Raw genomic sequence first — 15,304 nt, forward strand, 5'->3', positions numbered from 1 at the left:
TGCAAGCCGAGGCCGGGCGCGGATCATCCCGCCCGCGCCGGCACAAGGAGTCCGCATGTCGATCAACGAGACCGCCTTGGGCACGACAGCCCCGCCTGTCCGGGTCGCCGCCGATCCGGCGTTCGCCCCTGCTTTCGCCCAGCGATCTGCCGCACAGGAGCTCGACCACGGCATCGGCCTCGCGGTCGATGCGCTGCTGCACCAGCAGCGCCCCGATGGCCACTGGGTCTACGAGCTGGAAGCCGACGCCACCATCCCGGCCGAATACGTGCTGCTGGTGCATTACCTGGGCGAGGCGCCCGACCTGGCGCTCGAAGCGCGCATCGCGCGCTACCTGCGCCGCATCCAGAACGCCGATGGCGGCTGGCCGCTGTTCCATGACGGCAAGGCGGACATCAGCGCCAGCGTCAAGGCCTACTTCGCGCTGAAGATGGCGGGCGACGATCCGCAGGCGCCGCACATGGCGCGCGCGCGCCAGGCCATCCATGCCATGGGCGGCGCCGAGGCCAGCAACGTGTTTACGCGCACGCTGCTGGCGCTGTACGGCGTGATGCCGTGGTCGGCGGTGCCGATGATGCCCGTGGAAATCATGCTGCTGCCGCGCTGGTTCCCGTTCCACCTGTCCAAGGTCTCTTACTGGGCGCGCACGGTGATCGTGCCGCTGCTGGTGCTGAACAGCCTGCGCCCGCGCGCGCGCAACCCGCGCGGGATCGGCATCGACGAACTCTTCTCCAACCCGCGCCGCAGCGTCGGCCTCGCGCCGCGCGCGCCGCACCAGCACGCCGGCTGGTACAACCTGTTCCGCGGGCTCGACGCGCTGCTGCGCGTGGCCGAGCCGGCGTTCCCGCGCGTGCTGCGCCGGCGCGCCATCGCCGCGGCGCAAAGGTTCGTGCGCGAGCGGCTGAATGGCGAGGACGGGCTCGGCGCGATCTTTCCGGCGATGGCCAACAGCGTGATGATGTTCGACGTGCTGGGCGTGCCGGCCGACGATCCCGCGCGCGCGGTGGCCCGGCACTCGGTCGAGCGGCTGCTGGTCGAGCATGGCGACGAGGCCTACTGCCAGCCCTGCCTGTCGCCGGTGTGGGACACCGCGCTGGCCGCGCAAGCGCTGCTCGAGACCGGAGAGGCGCGCGCGGCCGCGGCCGTGGGGCGCGCGCTGGACTGGCTCAAGCCGCTGCAGGTGCTGGACGTGCGCGGCGACTGGAGCGTGCGCCGCCCGCGGGTGCGCCCGGGTGGATGGGCCTTCCAGTACGCCAACGCGCATTACCCGGATGTCGACGACACCGCCGTGGTGGCGGCGGCGATGGACCGCTACATGCGCGAACACGCCACGCCCGGCCGCTACGACGAAGCCGTGGCACGCGCGGCCGAATGGATCGTCGGCATGCAGAGCGGCAACGGCGGCTGGGGTGCGTTCGAGCCCGAGAACACGCACCTGTACCTGAACAACATCCCCTTCGCCGACCACGGCGCACTGCTGGACCCGCCCACCGCGGATGTCTCGGCGCGCTGCCTGTCGATGCTGTGCCAGACCGGCGCCACGCCCGCCAGCAGCGAGCCCGCCGCGCGCGCGCTGCGCTACCTGCTGGCCGAGCAGCTGCCGGATGGCAGCTGGTTCGGCCGCTGGGGCACCAACTACATCTACGGCACCTGGAGCGCGCTGTGCGCGCTGAATGCGGCCGGCCTGGGGCCCGACGCGCCCGCGGTGCGGCGCGCCGCCGACTGGCTGGCCGGAATCCAGAACGACGACGGCGGCTGGGGCGAAGACGGCGCCAGCTACCGGCTCGACTACCGCGGCTATGAGGCCGCGCCCAGCGTGGCATCGCAGACTGCCTGGGCCTTGCTGGCGCTGATGGCGGCCGGCGCCGTGCAACACCCGGCGGTCGCGCGCGGCATCGGCTACCTGCTGCGCACGCAGCGCCCGCCGCAGGAAGGCGGGCTCTGGCACGAGCCGCGCTTCACCGCCGTGGGTTTCCCGCGCGTGTTCTACCTGCGCTACCACGGATACGCGCGCTATTTCCCGCTGTGGGCGCTGGCGCGCTACCGCAACCTGCGGCGCGGCGGTGACGGTGGCGGTGGCGGTGAGGGTGTCGCTGAGGGCCGCGTGGCGTGGGGCCTGTGAACGCGCCCTTCGTCATGGTCGTCACCGGCATGGATTTCGAGGCCGGCATCGCCGCCGGCCCGCATTGCCGCGTGGTGCACGGGCTGCGCGGCGTCGCGCTGGAGCAGGAGGTGTCGGCCATGGCCAGCCGCGCGTGCCGGGGCATCGTCAGCTTCGGCGTCGCCGGCGGGCTGGACCCGGCGCTGGCGCCCGGCGACCTGGTCATTGCCGATGAGATCCGCGCGCCCGGCGAACGCTACGACACCGCGCCGGACTGGACCCATGCGCTGCACGCGGCGCTGCCGCATGCCCGGGTCGGCCCCATCGCCGGCACGGAAGAGCCGGTGCTCGACGTCGCCGCAAAACACGCGCTGCGGCAGGCCAGCGGCGCGCTGTGCGTCGACATGGAATCGCATCTCGCCGCGCGCATGGCCGCCGCCTGCCGGCTGCCGTTCGCGGCTTGCCGCGTGGTCATCGACCCGGCCAGCCGCGCCGTGCCGGCCGCGGCGGCGGCAGGGATGGGGGAAGGCGGCAAGACCGATGTGGCGGCGGTGCTGGGCGGGCTGCTGCGCGCGCCGTGGCAATTGCCGGCGCTGCTGCGGCTGGCGGGCGATGCCGCCGCGGCGCGTGGCGCGCTGCGGGCGGCCAGGCTGGCGGTGGGCGACGGCTTTGCGTTGCGCGACGTGCTGCAGCAGTAGGCGGGCCGGTCGAGCCGAACGTCGCCCGGATTTCCTCAGCCGAACTTCCTCACCGCATCCAGCGCCAGCCCGCTGCCGATGCTGCCGAATCGGTCGCCTTCGACGCAGCGCGCCTGCGGCAGCAGTGCCGCCAGCCGCTGGCGCAGCAACGGCACGCTGCTGGAACCGCCAGTGAAGAAGATGGTATTGACGCCGTTGCCGTCCACGCCCGCGTCAACCAGCAGTTGCTGGACCGTCTTCTCGGTCCTGGCGACCAGCTTGTCGATCGACGCATCGAATTCGTCGCGCGTGATCGTCAGCATCAGCCCCTGCTCCAGCCGGTGCAGGTCGACCTCGGTGCTGGCCGCATCCGACAGCGCGATCTTGGCGCCTTCCACCTGGATCGCCAGCCAGTGGCCGGCACGCTCGCGGATCAGCCGCACCAGGCGGTCGAGGCTGACGGTGTCGGCAGCATCGCGGTAGTTGTCCATCACCACCGACCAGGCCTTGCGCGTGTAGACGTAGTTGATGGTGTGCCAGCTGGCCAGGTCGAAGTACTGGCTCGACGGCATCGCCTTGCCGTTGCGCAGCTGGCTGCCCAGCCCAAGCAGCGGCATGGCGCGCGCCAGGCTGAGCGCGCGGTCGAAGTCGGTGCCGCCGATATGCACGCCACCGTTGGCAAGGATGTCTCCCCTGCGGTCGGTCTTGCGGGCGCGTTCGGGCGACAGGCGCACCAGCGAGAAGTCCGAGGTGCCACCGCCGATATCGGCCACCAGCACCAGCTCCTCGCGCGAAATGCCGGCTTCGTAGTCGAACGCCGCGGCGATCGGCTCGTACTGGAACGCGATCTCGGCAAAGCCGGCGTCGCGCGCGATCTCGGCCAGCGTCTCTTCGGCGAGCCGGTCGGCGGCCGGGTCCTCGTCAATGAAGAACACCGGGCGGCCCAGCACCGCGTGGGTAAAGGTGGTGCCGCCGGCCTGCTCGGCGCGGGCCTTCAGCTCGCGGATGAAATGCGCCAGCAGCTTGCGGAACGGCATGGCCTGCCCCATCACCTCGGTGCTGTCGTCCATCATCGAGGTGCCGAGCAGGCTCTTGAGCGAGCGCATCAGCCGCCCTTCATAGCCGGCCAGGTAGTCGCCGAGCGCGGCGCGGCCATAGCTGACCAGCGGATCCTCGGCGTGAAAGAAGATCACCGACGGCAGCGTCACCTTGCCGTCTTCCAGCGGCAGCAGCGCCGCGGGGCGGTCGGGCCGGCTCCAGCCGACGGTTGAGTTGGACGTGCCGAAGTCCAGGCCGCATGCGTTTGACATCATTGATTCCAGATTTTCCTGCAAGACACCACATCAGTTGCCGCTGGACGCGAGTCCGGGCGGGGGCGCCATTGTAGGGCAGGCGCGCGGCGGCCCCGCGATTTCAGGCGACGGGGTCGGCGGCAGGCTCCAGCATCGGCGGGGCGTGGCCCGGCACCGGCGCGGCCATCGACGAGGCCAGCACATAGCGGTCACGCCCGTGCTCCTTGGCGCAGTACAGCGCGCGGTCGGCATCGGCGAACAGCGCGCGCCACAGGCCTTCCTTACTGCCCGGGCCGCCGCGCAGCTGGGCCACGCCGATGCTGACGCTGGCAAAGCCCTGCGCGCCCGGCAGCGCGATCGCGCGCACCTTGCGCAGGATGCGGTTGGCCAGCGCCGACGCCTGCTGCTCGTCGGTGTGCGGGCACAGGATGCAGAACTCCTCGCCGCCATAGCGCCCGGCCACGTCGGAGGCGCGGCGCGAGTTGTCCAGCGCGTGCGCCACTTCGCGCAGCACCGCATCGCCGGCATGGTGGCCGAAGGTATCGTTGACCTGCTTGAAGTAGTCGATGTCGATCACCAGGCAGGACAGCGGCAGCCCGTCGCGCTGCCAGCGCGCCACCAGCTGCAGCGCCGACATCTCCAGCGCGCCGCGGTTGAGCAGGCCGGTCAGCGCATCGACGCGCGCGCCGCTCTCGTTGTGCGCGACGATCTGCTCCATTGCCATCACGGTGAAGCCGAACAGGCCCAGCAGCGTGGCGATCAGCGGCGCCAGCATCCAGGCCGAGCCGGCGGGGCCGGCGAAGAACAGGATCATCGGCTGCGCATCGGCGCCGGCCAGCCGCATCGCATGGTCAAAGCCGGCCAGCTGCGTGGCCAGTTGCACCAGGCTGGCAACCAGCACCAGCGGGGCTCCGATGCTGCGCCGCCCGCGCCCGGCGCGCGCCAGCGTGGCAAAGGTGGCCAGCGACAACAGCGCCAGCACGCCGTAGACCACGCGCAGCACCAGCTGAGGCCCGCCGGGCAGGCCACCAACGGCCACCAGGGTGGCCAGCACGATGGTGGCGGCACTGGCCAGCGCGCCCGGGTACGCCGGTACGCCGTAATAGACGCGCACCCCGCGGTAGATCAGCAGCCAGCCGATGACGAAGGCACCCGCCCCTAACGTGCCAAGGTGGATGGTGCCTGTGGCCGCGCTCAACGCCAGCGCCAGGCCCGCGCCGGATGCCAGCACGTGCCCCGATGCCCACAGGCGTCCCGCCTCGCTCGCGCGCAGCGCGAACACCAGCCCCGCCGCGATCACCAGCGTGCTGCAGAAAAACACCATCATCACGACCGCAATGGTCTGCTGGTCCAGGTGCACGGGAATCCTCAAGGAGGCGGTCCGCCTTGCCGTCAATCGATGGGCGGGACTGGGGCCAAGGGACAGTCAAGATACGCCGCGGCAGGCCGGCGGCGCTCGGCAAACGAGCATGATAGCCCGCGTGCGCTGGCAGTTGGCACCCCCGTCTAGCCGGGGGCGTGCATGACGGGCCGGTTGTGGTGCCGGCGCCGCTGCGCGGCGTCGCATGGATAGATCCCACTGGCGTTTTTATGCAACACCCAGACCGCGTTGAAGGATGCCTCTAACGGCAACCACTCGCGCGCAAGCGGCTTGCGCGCCCCACCAGCCTCAGCATGCGCCACATTGCCACCACGCAATCGCCACTCGCTCGCGTGCAAGCGGAATTGAGGTCAAAGTTGGTTGCATTTGGTTAAGCAGGCACTGCACCGGCTGGATAAAATCATGCGTTGCCTACCGCGCCGACCGCGCAAGAATCTCGCGTCAATACTGCATCAATGACCCGCCCTGCTATTCCCGACCCTGGTATGACCGTTCCCGCCCTCTCGCTTGGCGCCATCCTGGATGACCTGCGCAGCGCACCGCGCCCGCTGACATCCGCGGAGTACGCATACCTGGCGCACCTGCGGCAACGCATCGTCACCGGCGATGCCGACTTGTGGACCACGCTGGAGACCGCCGGCGTGCCGTGCCGCGAACGCCGCCTGTCGCCCGAGGTGATGCAGGCGCTGACGGCGATCGGCCATTTGCCGATGCACTGAAGCGCACCGGCATCGCCATCTGTGACCATCTGACCGGGACCATTCCCCACCTTAACTCGGAAGCTTCACCGCCCTACCCCCGTGCGTGCGCCGCTACGATCGGTTAACTTCGATCCGCCGGCAACAGGCCGCGCACCCGGGGTGCATCGCCTCCCCGCCGCGCAACGGTGCCCCAGCGCGCCGCAAGTGCCCGTCCCGGCAATGGCACATCCATGGCATACCTTGTCAACAACAGGCGCGTCAGCTTCCTGTCGTTGCGCGCCTTCGTCGCACTGATGCAGCACCGCGACACCGCCCGCGCCGCGCAAGCGCTGGGCATACAGACCCAGAGACTCCTTTACCAGATCCGCAGCCTCGAGGCCGTGCTCGGCACGCCGCTGTTCAGCGTGGGCAGCCCCAACTGGCTGCCCACGCCCACCGGCGTCAAGGCCCTGCCCAAGGTCATGACGATGCTGCACATCTGGGAACAGATTGCGCCGCGCCCGTGCGCCGGCCGCACCGGCCCGCCGCCGGAGTTCAGTGACGCCGCACGCCGCGGCCCGGCGTTCTGGGTCCGGCACGCGACGATGTAGCGCGGCGCGGCTCAGGCCAGGCGTTCGCAGCTATAGGCTTCGGTGCGATAGGGAAACGCGACTTCCTGCCGTCCGGCAAGCGCCGGGTGGCCATCGATGACAGCCTGCAGCGCGGCGCGCACGCGCTCCTGCTCCGTGCCGGGCAGCGAGGCAATGAAGCTCACCGACATCACCCGGTCGACGATCACTTGCTGCGGCGGGCCCGCGTGCGTGTATGGCAGGCTGTGCAGCGCCATGGGGCCGAAGCCCTCGGCGGGAAAGACCCGCTTCCAGTCGCCCTTGTAGAAGCGCGGCGCGTCGCCCTCGTAGGGCGTCATGATGGCGGTCAGCTGCGCGACCCAGTCCACGCTTTCATCGCGTACGTTCCAGACCAGCCCCAGCCGGCCGCCCGGCCGCAGCACGCGGCGGATCCCGGCGATGGCGCGGTCGTTGGCAAACCAGTGGAACGCCTGCGCGCAGACCACTGCGTCTGCGCTGGCATCGGGCAAGGGAATCGCTTCGGCGCTGCCCGCGAGCGCCCGCACGGCCGGCAGCGCACCGGCGAGCTGCGCGCGCATCTGCGCCACCGGCTCGACCGCGATCACCGCTGCACCGGTGTCGGCCAGCCGGCGCGTAAATTTGCCGGTACCGGCACCCAGGTCCAGCACGGTGCGGCCCGGGCCCAGCCCGAGCGTGGCGCGCAGCCAGCCATCGATGGCTTCAGGATATTCGGGGCGTCCGCGCGCGTAGGCATCGGCCTGGCTGGCGAATCCCTGTGCGGCGGCCTGGTGGATGGCGGTCATGGCGGCTCCGGTTGGCTTTACGGTGCCGTAGGCTACGCCCGAAGTCCCCGCGCGGCTAGTGCTGCATGCCCCAGCGTCGTACGGTCAGCCGCTCCAGCGTGGTGAAGACCAGCCCCTCCACCAGCAGGCCGATCAGGATCACCGCCGCCAGGCCCGCGAACACGCGGTCCGTATAAAGCTCGTTGCGGTTCTGGAAAATGAACCAGCCCAGGCCGCCCTCGCCCGACGACGCGCCGAACACCAGCTCGGCCGCGATCAGCGTGCGCCAGGCAAAGGCCCAGCCGATCTTCAGCCCCGACAGGATCGCCGGCAGCGCGGCAGGCACCAGCACCAGCGCGACATAGCGCGGCCCGCGCAGGCCATAGTTGCGCCCGGCCATGCGCAATGTCTGCGGCACCGCCTGGAAGCCGGCGTACATGTTCAGCGCCAGCGGCCACAGCACCGAGTGGACCAGCACGAACACCAGGCTCCTGGTGCCCAGCCCGAACCACAGCAGCGCCAGCGGCAGCAGCGCGATCGCCGGCAGCGGATTGAACATGGCGGTGAGCGTGTCCAGCACATCGCGGCCGAAGCGCGTCGATACCGCCAGCGACGTGAGCACGAACGCCAGCACGATGCCCGCGGCATAGCCGCGCAGCAGCACCGACAGCGACACCGCCGCTTTGCCCGGCAGTTCGCCGCTGGCCACATCCTGGACGAAGGCGCGCAGGGTCGCCAGGAACGTCGGCAGCAGCAGGTCGTTGTCCTGCACGCGTGCCACGATTTCCCACACCAGTGCCAGCGCCAGAAGGATCACGGCCTTGCGCAGCCAGCCGTACTGCCACAGCCGTTGCTGCCACGGCAGCGCGCGCGCCAGCGGCGCTTCGGTGAAGGGTTCGATGTCGCGCTCGTATGCCGGGCGCACCAGCGGCCGGAAGTCGGGACGGAGTTCGGGCGACTCGGGGAGCGCCAGGGTGGATTGCGTCATGATGCTTCTTTCCCTTTCCGCAGTAAGGCTCGCTAGCGGCCCGCGGCGCTGCGCGCGCGCAGCGGCTGCGCGTCGGCGGCGGGCTCGCCGAACAGCATGGTGTGGATGCGTTGCGCGGCGGCCTGGAATTCCGTGCCACCCTGGCTGGCCAGGCTGAACTGGTGGCTGTTCAGTTCGGCGCGTACGCGGCCCGGGTGCGGCGACAGCAGCAGGATGCGGCTGCCCACCACCAGCGCCTCTTCGATCGAATGCGTGACGAACAGCAGCGTGAAACCCGCGTCGTCCCACAGCGCCAGCAGTTCTTCCTGCATGCGCCGGCGCGTCAGCGCGTCGAGCGCGGCAAAGGGCTCGTCCATCAGCAGCACTTTGGGCCGCATCGCCAGCGCCCGCGCGATCGCCACGCGCTGCTTCATGCCGCCCGACAGCGTATGCGGGTAGGCATCGGCGAAATCAGCGAGGCCGACCTTCTCCAGGCTGTCCAGCGCGCGCTCGCGCGCTTCGGCGCGCGACAGGCCGCGCGCCTGCCGCAGCGGGAATATCACGTTCTGCACCACGGTCTTCCACGGCGGCAGCTGGTCGAACTCCTGGAACACGACGATGCGGTCCGGCCCGGGCTGCTGCACGCGCTGGCCTTCCAGGCGGATCTCACCCTCGGCGGGCGCGACGAAGCCGGCCACCGCCTTGAGCAGCGTCGACTTGCCGCAGCCGGACGGCCCCAGCAGCACGAAGCGGTCGCCCGCATGCACGTCGAAGCTGACCCGGTGCGTGGCGCGCACGATGCGCTCGGGCGTGCGGTACTCGAGCGACACGCCGTCAATCTGAAGCAACGGCGGTAGCAGCGGCGCGGCGCGGTCGGACACCACGCGCAGGCTGTGCGTGGCCATGATCAGCTTCCCTGCGCGGTGACCGGGTCCTGGAAGAAATAATCCTGCCAGGACTTGGGCTGGTTGCGGATCGCGCCCACGCGGTGCATGAACGAGGCCAGCGCAAAGGTGTTCTGCGGCGCCACCTTGAACTGCACCTGCGGGTTCTTCAGCACGCGCACCAGCAGCGCGCGGTCGGTCTTTGCCTTGGCCTGGCGCAGGTAGATATCGGCGGCGGCCTCGGGATTGGCGGTGGCGTAGGCAGCCGCTTCAGCCAGCGCATCGACGAACGCGCGGTAGGTCTTCGGATTGTCGTTGCGGAACTTCTCGGTCGCGTACAGCACCGTCGACGAGCTCGGCCCGCCCAGCACGTCGTACGAACTCAGCACGATGCGTGCGTTCGGATTGCCGGCCAGTTCCTGCTCCTGGAACGGCGGGTTGCCGAAATGACCGGTGATTTCCGTGCCGCCCGAGATGATCGCGGCAGCGGCGTCGGGATGCGGCACCGCCACGGTCCACTTGTCGAGCCGGTTGTACTCCTTGTCGCCCCATTGCTTCGCCGCTGCCAGCTGCAGCACGCGCGACTGCACCGACACGCCCACCGCCGGCAAGGCGATGCGGTCCTTCTCGGTGAAATCGGCAATGGTCTTCACCTTGGGGTTGTTGCTCACAAGGTAGTACGGGAAATTGCCCAGCGACGCCACGCCGCGCACGTTCTGCTTGCCATGGGTGCGGTCCCACAGCGTCAGCAGCGGACCGACGCCGGCACCGGCGATATCGATCGCGCCGGACAGCAGCGCATCGTTGACCGCGGCGCCACCGGAAAGCTGGGTCCATTCGACCTTGACGTCGATGCCCTGCTGCCTGCCGTGCTTCTCGATCAGCTGCTGGTCGCGCGCCACGTTGAGCAGCAGGTAGACCACGCCGAACTGCTCGGCGATGCGCAGCTTGCCTTCGGCGTGCGCGGCACCGGAAATCGCCAGGCCGGCGCTCAGCGCGAGCAGGCCCAGCTTGCGGGAAAACCGTTGGAACATGAATGGACTCCGGGAAATCAGGGAAGGGACGCACGCGACATGCGTGAGTCCGGGATGCATGGCGAAGCGATCGCCGCGTCAGCGCGGCACGTCGCCTTCGATGGTGGTGCGGTACATCACGCGCCGCAGGTGGTCCGGACAGCCCGCGGCCAGATGCAGCAGCGAGCGGTTGTCCCAGAACACCAGGTCATGCGGCTGCCATTGGTGGCGGTACACGTGCTCAGGCTTGACGCTGTGCGCGAACAGCTGCTTGAGCAGGTCGCGGCTTTCGTCCTCGGGCAGGCCCGCGATGCGCGTGGTGAAGTGCTCGCTGACGAAGAGCGCCTTCCTGCCGGTTTCGGGATGGGTGCGCACCACCGGCTGCAATACCGGCCTGACCTGCGCGATCTGCTCGGGCATCAGGTTGGGACGCCACGGGCTGCGCTGCTGCAGTTCGGCATAGCGCGCCAGGTAGGTGTGCTCGGCGTACAGGCCGTCGACAGTGCGCTGAAGTTCCGCGGGCAAGGTATCCCATGCCAGGTGCATGTTGGCGAACAGCGTATCGCCGCCTTCGGCGGGCAGCTCGCGCGCATGCAACAGCGAACCCAGGCTCGGCTTCTCCTTGTACGACAGGTCCGAATGCCAGAAGTGGCCGGCATCGCCGAGTCCGATCGGCTTGCCGTTCTCGACCACGTTGGACACCACCAGCACTTCGGGATGGCCGGGTAGCTGGAACTGGTGCAGCACGTGGATCTGCAGCGGCCCGAAGCGGCGGCTGAAGCTGATCTGCTGCGCCGGGGTGATCCGCTGGTCGCGGAACACCACTACGTGGTAGTCGAGGTGGGCGCGATGGATGCGCGCGAAATCGCTGTCGGACAGTGGGCGGGACAGGTCGAGGCCGAGCACCTCCGCGCCCAGCGGCGCGTCCAGCGCGCGGATCTCGAAATCCTGGCCGGCATCGATCGCGGCGGAATGCAGTGCGCTCTGCTGGCGCGAAACTATGGTGTAGGCGGTTGCGGTCGTCATGGCAGCTCTGGCAATTCGGGGGAAGCCTGCGCGGCAACGGGTGCCGCGTGCAAGCTTGCACTGTAGAGAGACGGGGCAAGCAGGGTCAACGAATCAAATCGCTGGGGCTTATCCGCTTATCGCATATCCATGTCTGCACATTGCCCTGCGCGCGCGAAAGAGCGCATCCCATATACGCCGACCCGATATCCAATGCCGGAATCATTCGTTCAGGTCCGCGCACGGCGCCGCTTATCGTTGAGCCGTCCTCCACTTCGAGAAGGTCTGCACGATGAAGACCCAGCGCCCCCGTTCCGCCGCCGGATTCCGCGGTGCCGATGCACTGCCATCCCGATTGAGCCGCCGCGACCTGCTGCGCGGTGCGGCATGGTCAGGCCTTGGCCTGGCCGCATCGCTGTCGCCGCTGTCCGCGTTCAGCGCGAGTCCGTCGGCGCGTCCAGACGTGATCCGCATCGGCGTGGCGCAGCCGGCCACCGGCACGCCGCCCAGCTTCGCCGGCAGCTCGCTCGCGATTGCGCATGCACGCGGCTGGCTGGAGGAATCGTTCAAGCCCACCGGCACGCGCGTCGAGTGGTTCTTCTTCAAGGGCGCAGGCCCCGCGGTCAACGAGGCGCTGGCCAACCGCCAGCTCGATTTCGCGCTGCAGGGCGACCTGCCGTCGCTCGTCGGCCGCGCCGCCGGGCTGAAGACGCGGCTGGTGCTTGCCACCGGTGTGCGCGCCAACATCTATGTCGGCGTGCCGCCCGACTCGCCGCTGAAGACGCTGGCCGACCTGCGCGGCAAGCGCGTGTCGCTGTTCAAGGGCACCAACATGCATCTGCCGGCGCTGCGCCTGCTGGAGGCCAACGGCCTCACCGACAGGGACCTGCGCCTGCTGAATCTCGACACCGCGGGCTACCTCGCGGCGCTGTCCACCAAGGACATCGATGCGGCCATCGGCGCCATGGACATCCTGCGCCTGCGCGACAAGGGCGCGGTGCGCATCCTCTATTCGAGCAAGAACCAGTCCCCGATCTACACGCGCCAGAGCCACGTGCTGGTGACCGACGATTTCGCCAGCCTCTATCCCGAGGCCACCCAGCACCTGGTGAAGACCGCGGTCGAAGCCGCGCGCTGGGCCTCCGACGAAAGCCATCGCGAAGAGGTGCTGCGCACCTGGGCGCGTGCAGGCACGCCGTACGAGCACTGGAAGGAAGACTTCGACGGCGAGCCGCTGCGCGTGCGCCTGAACCCGAACTTCGATCCCTTCCTGGTGAGCCGCTACAAGGACGCGGTCGAGCAGGCCTATCGCTTCCGCCTGAGCCGCGCGCGCTTCGACGTCGACCAGTGGATCGACCAGCGCTTTCTCAAGGCCGCGCTCAACGACCTGAGCCTGCAGTCCTACTGGCCCGTGTACCAGCCCAACGGCAAGATCCTGGGAGCCTGATGCCATGTCCGTCGCCGAACTCTCGCTGCCCGCCGCACAGCACGGTGCCTCGCGTGCGGCCCCATTGCGCAAGGCCCTGAACTGGCGCAATGCCACGCGCTGGCTGCTGGCCTGGCCGGTGCCGCTGACACTGCTGCTGCTCTGGTACGTGGCATCGCGCCATGCCTGGATTCCGCCGCAGGTGCTGCCCGCGCCGGAAGACGTGGCACACACGCTGGCCGGGCTGTGGACCAGCGGTGAACTGCAGGCCAACCTTGCCATCAGCGCGCTGCGCGTGGCCGGCGGCTTCGGCGTGGGACTGCTCGGCGGACTCGCGCTGGGCGCGGCGATGGGCCTGTCGCCGACGCTGCGCGACTACGTGTACCCGACCTTCAAGGCCTTCAGCCAGGTGCCGGTGCTGGGCTGGCTGCCGCTGCTGATGCTGCTGGTCGGCATCGACGAAGCGCTCAAGGTCATCCTGATCGCCAAGGCGGCGTTCGTGCCCGTGGCGCTGAACACGTACAAGGGCATCGGCAGCGTGCCGGTGCGCTACCTGGAAGTGGCGCGCGTGCTGCAGCTGACGCGCTGGCAGACGCTCGCGCGCGTGGTGCTGCCCGCAGCGGCGGCACCGGTGTGGAACGGCGTGCGCTACGGCCTCACGCACGCCTGGCTGGCGCTGGTGGTGGTGGAGCTGCTGGCTTCGTCCGAGGGGCTGGGCTACATGATCGTCTACGGCCGCCAGCTGTTCCAGCTCGACATGGTGCTTGCCGCGGTGGTAGTGGTGGGCGTGATCGGCTTCGCGCTTGACAAGGTTCTGGCGCTGGCCGAGGGCGCGGTGCTGCGCTGGCGCAAGCCCGGATTCTGAACGGAGGCCACCAATGACCGTATCCGCCAGGCATTCCCGTCTTGCCGTGCCGCGCGCGCTGCGCGGCTGGATCCTGCCGCTGGTGCTGGTGGCGCTGTGGTGGGCTGCCGTGCGCTTCCACTGGACCACATCCCCGCTGCTGGTGCCGGTCTCCGCCGTATGGGACACCGCCGTGCGCCAGCTGCAGAGCGGCGCGCTCCTTGTCTCGCTGTCGGCCAGCCTGTGGCGCGACGTGGCCGGCTTTGCGATCGGCGCAAGCGCGGGGCTGGTGTTCGGCGCTGCGCTGGGGCTGTCGCGGCTGTTCGAGCGGCTGGTCGGCCCGAGCTTCCATACCGTCAAGCAGATCTCGCTGTTCGCATGGATTCCGCTGATCTCGGTGTGGTTCGGGCTGGGCGATACCGCCAAGGTGGTGTTCCTGTCGCTGGCGGCATTCTTTCCGGTGGTGCTCAACACCTTCGAAGGCATCCGCGCGGTGCCCGCCGACCTGCTGGAAGTGGCGCGCGTGCTGAGCTTCAACCGCGCGCAGGTGCTGTGGCGCATGGTGCTGCCGTCGGCGGCGCCGTCGATCTTCGCCGGCATCCATCTGGGGCTGATCTATGCGTGGCTGGCGACGCTCGGCGCCGAGTACCTGCTGGTCTCGGGCAAGGGCATCGGCAACACCATGATCGACGGCCGCGAGAACTTCTGGATGGACCTGGTGATCTTCGGCGTGATCGTGGTCGGGCTGGTCGGCTTCACGCTCAACTGGATCGCCAGCCGCATCGAACGACGGCTGCTCGCGTGGCGCGGCAGCTCGGTGGCGGCGGGCTGAGCCCGACGCTTGCTCAATATTTCCGGAGAGAACGACATGGCGCATGCCGGCACGCTCAGCATCGCACACCTGCACAAGCAGTACGAGGTCAAGGGCCGCACCCTGCCCGTGCTGGAGGACATCACGCTGACCATCGCCCCGGGCGAGTTCTTCAGCATCGTCGGCGCCAGCGGCTGCGGCAAGTCGACCTTGCTGCGGCTGGTGGTGGGGCTGGAAGAAGACTATCGCGGCGAGATCCTGCTCGATGGCAAGCGCGTGGCCGGCACCAGCCTGCAGCGCGGCATCGTGTTCCAGGAGCACCGGCTGTTCCCGTGGCTGACGGCGGAGCAGAACATCCGGCTGGCGCTGCTGAACACGCCGGGCAGCGCGGCGGAAAAGGACCGCAATGTCGCCGAGCATATCGCGCTGGTCGGGCTGCGTGGCTTCGAGCATGCGTATCCGCACCAGCTCTCGGGCGGCATGTCGCAGCGCGTGGCGATCGCGCGTGCGCTGGTGACGCGACCCGAAATCCTGCTGCTGGACGAACCGTTCGGCGCGCTCGACGCGATGACGCGCACCTACCTGCAGCAGGAGCTGCACCGCATCTGGCAGGCCGAGGGCATCACCATGATCCTGGTCACGCATGACGTCGAGGAAGCCGTGTATCTCGGCGACCGCGTGGTGGTGATGGAGCCGCGGCCCGGCCGAATCCGCCGCATCGTGCCGGTCGGCCTGCCGCATCCGCGCGAGCGCGCCGGGCAGCCGTTTTCACGCGTGCGCGATGCCGTGCTGCAGGAATTCGCCGGACAGGCTATCGCCGCCGAAGCCATTGCCGAACCCGCCTGACCGCA

Annotated in this window: 15 protein-coding genes; 8 read left to right on the forward strand and 7 right to left on the reverse strand. The window is 69.5% G+C overall.

Annotated elements, in window-relative coordinates; translation table 11 throughout:
- The first annotated feature begins 55 nt into the window (after positions 1-55).
- Together shc and E0W60_RS04550 are read left to right on the forward strand one after the other, a co-directional pair.
- Complete coding sequence (shc, locus tag E0W60_RS04545) at positions 56-2,122, forward strand: squalene--hopene cyclase (RefSeq protein ID WP_135703168.1); 2,067 nt, start codon at positions 56-58, stop codon at positions 2,120-2,122.
- Positions 2,119-2,799 carry a phosphorylase gene (locus E0W60_RS04550; protein WP_133095881.1) on the forward strand — a complete coding sequence of 227 codons (681 nt, stop codon included), beginning with the start codon at positions 2,119-2,121 and terminating at the stop codon, positions 2,797-2,799. Before shc ends, E0W60_RS04550 begins: the two co-directional genes overlap by 4 nt.
- 35 nt (positions 2,800-2,834) lie before the next feature.
- Here E0W60_RS04550 and E0W60_RS04555 read toward each other — a convergent pair whose 3' ends face one another.
- Positions 2,835-4,091, reverse strand: a complete 1,257-nt coding sequence (locus E0W60_RS04555) for an Hsp70 family protein (RefSeq protein ID WP_135703169.1) — start codon at positions 4,089-4,091, stop codon at positions 2,835-2,837.
- A gap of 100 nt (positions 4,092-4,191) precedes the next feature.
- Positions 4,192-5,430 carry a GGDEF domain-containing protein gene (locus tag E0W60_RS04560; protein WP_135703971.1) on the reverse strand — a complete coding sequence of 413 codons (1,239 nt, stop codon included), beginning with the start codon at positions 5,428-5,430 and terminating at the stop codon, positions 4,192-4,194.
- A gap of 506 nt (positions 5,431-5,936) precedes the next feature.
- Between E0W60_RS04560 and E0W60_RS04565 the strand changes: the two genes are divergently transcribed.
- Both E0W60_RS04565 and E0W60_RS04570 read left to right on the forward strand, forming a co-directional pair.
- On the forward strand, positions 5,937-6,170 hold the full coding sequence (locus E0W60_RS04565) for an IclR family transcriptional regulator (protein ID WP_195430021.1): 234 nt from the start codon (positions 5,937-5,939) through the stop codon (positions 6,168-6,170).
- A 212-nt stretch (positions 6,171-6,382) separates the two neighbouring features.
- A complete protein-coding gene (locus tag E0W60_RS04570) occupies positions 6,383-6,742 on the forward strand; it encodes a helix-turn-helix domain-containing protein (RefSeq protein ID WP_135703170.1) in 360 nt (119 codons plus the stop codon).
- A gap of 11 nt (positions 6,743-6,753) precedes the next feature.
- Here E0W60_RS04570 and E0W60_RS04575 read toward each other — a convergent pair whose 3' ends face one another.
- The 5 genes from E0W60_RS04575 to E0W60_RS04595 all read right to left on the reverse strand — a co-directional run bounded on the left by E0W60_RS04575 (position 6,754) and on the right by E0W60_RS04595 (position 11,393).
- Positions 6,754-7,524: a class I SAM-dependent methyltransferase gene (locus E0W60_RS04575; RefSeq protein WP_133095885.1), complete on the reverse strand. Its 771-nt coding sequence runs from the start codon at positions 7,522-7,524 to the stop codon at positions 6,754-6,756.
- Between the two features lie 55 nt (positions 7,525-7,579).
- Positions 7,580-8,491 carry an ABC transporter permease gene (locus tag E0W60_RS04580; protein WP_133095886.1) on the reverse strand — a complete coding sequence of 304 codons (912 nt, stop codon included), beginning with the start codon at positions 8,489-8,491 and terminating at the stop codon, positions 7,580-7,582.
- Positions 8,492-8,523: 32 nt separating this feature from the next.
- Positions 8,524-9,375 (reverse strand): ABC transporter ATP-binding protein, encoded by an 852-nt coding sequence (locus tag E0W60_RS04585; RefSeq protein ID WP_135703171.1) that lies wholly within the window; start codon positions 9,373-9,375, stop codon positions 8,524-8,526.
- Positions 9,376-9,377: 2 nt separating this feature from the next.
- Positions 9,378-10,388 (reverse strand): ABC transporter substrate-binding protein, encoded by a 1,011-nt coding sequence (locus E0W60_RS04590; RefSeq protein ID WP_135703172.1) that lies wholly within the window; start codon positions 10,386-10,388, stop codon positions 9,378-9,380.
- Between the two features lie 78 nt (positions 10,389-10,466).
- Positions 10,467-11,393, reverse strand: a complete 927-nt coding sequence (locus E0W60_RS04595) for a TauD/TfdA dioxygenase family protein (protein ID WP_135703173.1) — start codon at positions 11,391-11,393, stop codon at positions 10,467-10,469.
- 271 nt (positions 11,394-11,664) lie between these two features.
- Between E0W60_RS04595 and E0W60_RS04600 the strand changes: the two genes are divergently transcribed.
- Genes E0W60_RS04600 through E0W60_RS04615 form a run of 4 tightly spaced genes read left to right on the forward strand, consistent with a single transcriptional unit; the run spans position 11,665 to position 15,299 of the window.
- Positions 11,665-12,819: an ABC transporter substrate-binding protein gene (locus E0W60_RS04600; RefSeq protein ID WP_240745837.1), complete on the forward strand. Its 1,155-nt coding sequence runs from the start codon at positions 11,665-11,667 to the stop codon at positions 12,817-12,819.
- Positions 12,820-12,823: 4 nt separating this feature from the next.
- Entirely contained in the window at positions 12,824-13,663 is an 840-nt protein-coding gene (locus E0W60_RS04605) for an ABC transporter permease (RefSeq protein ID WP_135703174.1), read from the forward strand.
- Positions 13,664-13,676: 13 nt separating this feature from the next.
- Positions 13,677-14,474 (forward strand): ABC transporter permease, encoded by a 798-nt coding sequence (locus tag E0W60_RS04610; RefSeq protein WP_135703175.1) that lies wholly within the window; start codon positions 13,677-13,679, stop codon positions 14,472-14,474.
- Positions 14,475-14,510: 36 nt separating this feature from the next.
- On the forward strand, positions 14,511-15,299 hold the full coding sequence (locus tag E0W60_RS04615; protein WP_135703973.1) for an ABC transporter ATP-binding protein: 789 nt from the start codon (positions 14,511-14,513) through the stop codon (positions 15,297-15,299).
- Positions 15,300-15,304 lie beyond the last annotated feature (5 nt).

The sequence above is a fragment of the Cupriavidus oxalaticus genome, from assembly GCF_004768545.1.
GTDB classification, from domain to species: Bacteria; Pseudomonadota; Gammaproteobacteria; order Burkholderiales; family Burkholderiaceae; genus Cupriavidus; species Cupriavidus oxalaticus_A.